At 68.6% G+C, this 4783-nt stretch carries 3 protein-coding genes and 1 pseudogene; all 4 read right to left on the bottom strand.

What is annotated here, in order from left to right; translation table 11 throughout:
* The coding region (locus A9W96_RS06075; protein ID WP_369830817.1) for a beta-ketoacyl synthase N-terminal-like domain-containing protein at window positions 1-1147 on the bottom strand (1147 nt) is incomplete at its 3' end.
* A 91-nt stretch (window positions 1148-1238) separates the two neighbouring features.
* The gene (fadD32, locus tag A9W96_RS06070; protein WP_066873097.1) at window positions 1239-3137 is read right to left on the bottom strand and encodes a long-chain-fatty-acid--AMP ligase FadD32; all 1899 of its coding nucleotides are present in this window, start codon (window positions 3135-3137) and stop codon (window positions 1239-1241) included.
* A gap of 326 nt (window positions 3138-3463) precedes the next feature.
* A complete protein-coding gene (locus A9W96_RS06065; protein ID WP_067138432.1) occupies window positions 3464-4474 on the bottom strand; it encodes a cutinase family protein in 1011 nt (336 codons plus the stop codon).
* A 166-nt stretch (window positions 4475-4640) separates the two neighbouring features.
* A pseudogene (locus A9W96_RS32035) lies at window positions 4641-4783 on the bottom strand (hypothetical protein); the annotation flags it as partial.

Raw genomic sequence — 4783 nt, 5'->3', positions numbered from 1 at the left:
CCTGGGCGTCCTGATTGGGGGCAATCAGCCCGTTGGACCGGCCGTCGTGGTTGACCGCGCTACCGGCGATGACGGCCAGGATCTGGTCGCCGTCGCGGCGGGCGTCGTCGACCCGCTTGAGCACGAACATGCCGCCGCCCTCGGAGCGGGTGTAGCCGTCGGCGTCCGAGGAGAACGACTTGATCCGGCCGTCGGGAGAAAGCACCGCGCCGATCTCGTCGAAACCGAGCGTCACCAGCGGGGTGAGCAGCGCGTTGACACCGCCCGCGACGGCCACGTCGCATTCGCCGTTGCGCAGCGCCTGCACCGCCTGGTGCGTCGCCACCAGCGAGCTCGAGCAGGCGGTGTCCAGCGCCACCGAGGGACCGCGGAAGTCGTAGAAGTAGGACACCCGGTTGGCGATGATCGAGCTGGCCGTTCCGGTGATCGCGTAGGGGTGCGCGACCGTCGGGTCCGACACCGCCAGGAATTGGTAGTCGTTGTTGGAGAAGCCGACGTACACGCCGACCGCCTCGCCGCGCAGGCTCGACGCCGGGATGCGGGCGTGCTCGAGCGCCTCCCAGGTGAGCTCCAGCGCCATCCGCTGCTGCGGGTCGATGTTGTCGGCCTCGGTCTTGGCGACGGCGAAGAACTCCGAGTCGAAGCCCTTGATGTCCTTCAGGTACCCGCCCCGGGTGCGCGCGGTGCTGACCCGCTCGGCGATGCGCGGCTCCTCGAGGAATTCCGACCAGCGGCCCTCGGGCAGGTCGGTGATCGCGTCGCGGCCCTCCATCAGCGCCGCCCACGTCTCGTCCGGGGAGTTCATGTCGCCGGGCAACCGGGTCGACAGGCCCACGATCGCGATGTCGACGCGCTCGGCGGGACCGGTGCGCGTCCAGTCGGCGCCGTCGAGCTCGTCGTCGGCCACCTCGGGCTCGCCCTCGATGATGCGGGTGGCCAGCGATTCGATGGTCGGGTGCTGGAAGGCGACCGCGACCGACAGGGTGACCCCGGTCAGGTCCTCGATGTCGGCGGCCATGGCCACGGCGTCGCGCGACGCCAGGCCGAGTTCGACCATCGGCACCGACTCGTCGATCTCGTCGGCAGGCTTCCCGACGGCCCGGCCCACCCAGTTGCGCAGCCATTCGCGCATCTCGGGCACGGTCATGTCGGTCCCCTTAGCGGGGGGCGCGGCGGGCACCTCCCCGCCCGGAGTGTCGTTTTCGGGGTGCTCAGTGTCAGCCATGGTCCTCAGAGATTCAGTCAGTGGACTTGGCGAAGGCCGTCGGGGAACCGACGCCGCTTCGCAGACTGCCGTCGAGGTAGGCCGCGCGGCAGGCGCGGTGCCCGATCTTGCCGCTGGAGGTGCGCGGGATCGTGCCCGATTGCACCAGCAGCAGGTCCCGGACCGTCACGCCGTGGCGCACGGCGATGGCCGCCCGGATGTCGTCGGCGATGGGCTGGTAATCCAGCTTGTGCGAGCCGGCCGCGCGCTCGGCGACGATCACCAGCTGCTCGGAGACGTCGTCGGGGTCGTACTTGATGCCGGTGTGCGGGTTGTCGAAGACTTCCTTCGGCAGCTGGTTGGCCGGCACCGAGAAGGCGGCCACGTAGCCGGTGCGCAGCGCCTTATTGGCCTCTTGCGCCGAGTACTCGAGGTCCTGCGGGTAGTGGTTGCGGCCGTCGATGATGACCAGGTCCTTGATGCGGCCGGCAATGTAGAGGTGGCCCTTGTGGTAGGTGCCGTAGTCGCCGGTCTTGACCCAGGTGCCGTCGTCCGGGGCGCCCTCGGCGTGCGACTGGCTGATCCGCGACTTGAGGATGTTGCGGAAGACGTCGTTGGTCTCGTCTTCCTTGCCCCAGTAGCCGGTGCCCAGGTTCTTCCCGTGCAGCCAGATCTCGCCGATCTGGCCGTCCGGCAGCTCGCTCGCGGTCTCCGGGTCGACGATGACGGCCCATTCGTCGACGCCGATGATGCCGGCGGAAACCTGCGGAACGGCCTTCGGCGAATCGGCGGGCACCTCGACGAAGCGCTGCTTGTTCAGCTCGTCACGGTCGACGTGGATGACCGTGGGCGCCTGGTCCATCGGCGTGGTGGAGACGAACAGCGTCGCCTCGGCCAGGCCGTAGGACGGCTTGATCGCCGTCTCCCGCAGGCCGTACGGCGCGAAAGCCTCGTAGAACTTGCGCATCGACGCCGGGGACACCGGCTCGCTGCCGTTGAGGATGGCCTTGACGTTGCTCAGGTCCAGCGGCGGCTCGCCCTCCTTGGGCACCCCGCGCACCGCCGCGTGCTCGAACGCGAAGTTCGGCGCGACGGTGAAGACCTCGCTGTCGGGATCGTCCTCGGGCTTGCGGGCCATCTCCCGGATCCACCGGCCCGGCCGGCGCACGAAGGCGGCCGGCGTCATGAAGGTGAAGTTGTGGCCCAGCACCGGCGAGAGCAGCGCGGTGATCAGCCCCATGTCGTGGAAGAACGGCAGCCAGGACAGGCCGCGGTCGCCCTCCTTGCCTTCCAGCCCGTTGAGTACCTGCAACACGTTGGTGGGCAGGTTGAGGTGGGTGATCTGCACGCCGGTCGGGGTCCGGGTGGAGCCGGAGGTGTACTGCAGGTAGGCGATGGTCTCCTCGTCGGCCTCCGGCGGCTCCCACGTCGCGGCTACCTCGTTGGGGACGGCGTCGACGGCGATGACGCGGGGCCGTTCCTTGGCCGACCGGGCGCGGATGAACTTGCGGACGCCCTCGGCGGCGTCGGTGGTGGTCAGGATCGTCGAGGGGGTGCAGTCGTCGAGGACGGCGTGCAGGCGCCCGACGTGACCCGGCTCGGCGGGGTCGAACAACGGGACCGCGATCCGGCCGGCGTACAGGGCGCCGAAGAACGCGATCAGGTAGTCGAGGTTCTGCGGGCAGAGCACGGCGATGCGGTCGCCCGGCTGGGTGACCTGCTGCAGGCGGGCGCCCACGGCCCGGTTGCGGGCGCTGAAGTCGCGCCACACGATGTCGCGGTATTCACCGTCGCGTTCGGTGGAGAAGTCGACGAACCGGTAGGCGAGCTTGTCGCCACGCACCCTCGCCCATTTCTCAACGTGCTTGACCAAGTTGGTGTTGTCCGGGAACTTGATCTTTCCATTCACGATGAACGGGTTGTGGTAGGGCATTCCGCTCTCCTGTCGCACCTGTTTTCGGTCGGCTCGGCCGACGCTGTGTTCCTTGGTCGGCTCCGCCGACGGCTTCGTTCTTCAGCCGGCTGAGCCGACGGTTACATGTCTACGCACGCGCGCCGGACCTCGCACGGCACCCGATGGGCAACGCCGGCCATGTGCCAGCCCAGCCACCATCGACCCCGACTGGGTGCGCGACGAAGGTCCGATAGCTCTTAAATTCTTCTTAATGTTACGGGCCTGCCTACGGCAGACCAAATCACAAGGTACCGCTGTTCGCTACCGTCAACCGCCACCTGAGGCTTGTGTCCCACCGCCGTTGATCATCCGTGTTTTGGTTGTGGCGCATTTGCGATCAGGCCGTGAGCCCAGTTCAGCGTCCAGTCGGTTGCCGGCGCCCCGTCGATGCTCCAGCACTGCGTCGTGGCGTACAGGGCGTGCACCGGCTGACCGGCCCCGCCGGCCAAGGTGTTCAGCGTGGCCGGCAGGTTGGCGATGCTGAAAGCTTCCTCCGGAGCTGCGCAGATCAGGTCGCCGGGCGCGCAGATCTCGTTGGTCTTGTCGTTGAGGTCGCCGAAACCACCCGGGCGCGCGCCGGTCATGGTCAGGCCCATCCCGGACAGGATGGGCACCTCGTGCAGGGTGACCTCGGCGCCCTGCCCCGGCGGGTTGGGGCCGATGTCGTTGCCGACGCCGATCTGGCGGCGACCGTCAGCGATCAATGTCACACCCAGCACCAAGTCGTCGTCGACGGGTCCGCGGCCGTTGCCGATATCGCTGGCGATGTCACCCGCGATCACCGCGCCCTGCGAAAAGCCCATCAGCACGTAACTGGTCAGCGGGCACTTGGTGTTCATGTCGGTCATCGCCTGAACGGTCGCGCGGGTGCCCTCGGCGCGGCTGGCGTTGTAGGACATCTGGGTGTCGCCGCTCAGCGGGTTGTGGAACTGCGCGGTGTACGGGGTGGTGTAGGCCTGCAGCCGCGACGACGGGAATTGCTGGGTGAGGCCGGCGGTCGCCTTGTGCAGCAACGCGTTGGGGAATTGCGTCGGATTGCCGGGGTCGTCCGCGACCGCCGACTCCCACGTGCCGGGCACGTTGACCAGCAGCACATCGGGGCACGACGCGTCCTGCGAGGCGGGCCGCGGCTTGTGCGGGTGCGTGGTGGTCGACGACGGAGGCAGCACCCCGGTCGGCACCGCGCTGGGCTCGGAGTTGTGGCCGCGCAGCAGGGTGACAGCGGCCAGGATGCCCAACAGGACGACGGCGGCCACGGACAGGGCGGCGATCCAAGCGAGGGTGCGTTGACGCTTACGCCGCGCGCTTTTAGCCATGTTCTCCTGCCAGCAGAGTCGGTGGATCGCAGCTACGCGGTCCTCCCGACCCCTGCTGCACCCCCTACACGGTACCGGCTTTGCCGAATGCGCTTTTTGGGCAGCGACGCGCTACACCAAAGGCGCCGACCCGCAGCGCCCGGCTCCGCCGCGCTCGCGATCGCCGCTAGCGAATGGCGCCGACGATGTCGCCCGACATCGCGCCGAGCTGCCCCGACCACGAGCCCCAGTCGTTGCCGCCGCCGCCGGGGAAGTCGAAGTGGCCGTTGTGTCCGCCGTTGCTGCGGTACTGCTGATAGAACTCCCGGG

This window comes from Mycobacterium sp. 1245852.3, assembly GCF_001669335.1.
In the GTDB taxonomy this organism is placed as follows: Bacteria; Actinomycetota; Actinomycetes; order Mycobacteriales; family Mycobacteriaceae; genus Mycobacterium; species Mycobacterium europaeum_A.
This window is presented reverse-complemented; position numbering and strand designations above follow the sequence as displayed.

Excerpts from the sequence above, each read along its gene's own strand:
- A9W96_RS06065 (WP_067138432.1), bottom strand. The coding sequence starts at position 4,474 with ATGGCTAAAAGCGCGCGGCGTAAGCGTCAACGCACCCTCGCTTGGATC.
- fadD32 (WP_066873097.1), bottom strand. The coding sequence starts at position 3,137 with ATGCCCTACCACAACCCGTTCATCGTGAATGGAAAGATCAAGTTCCCG.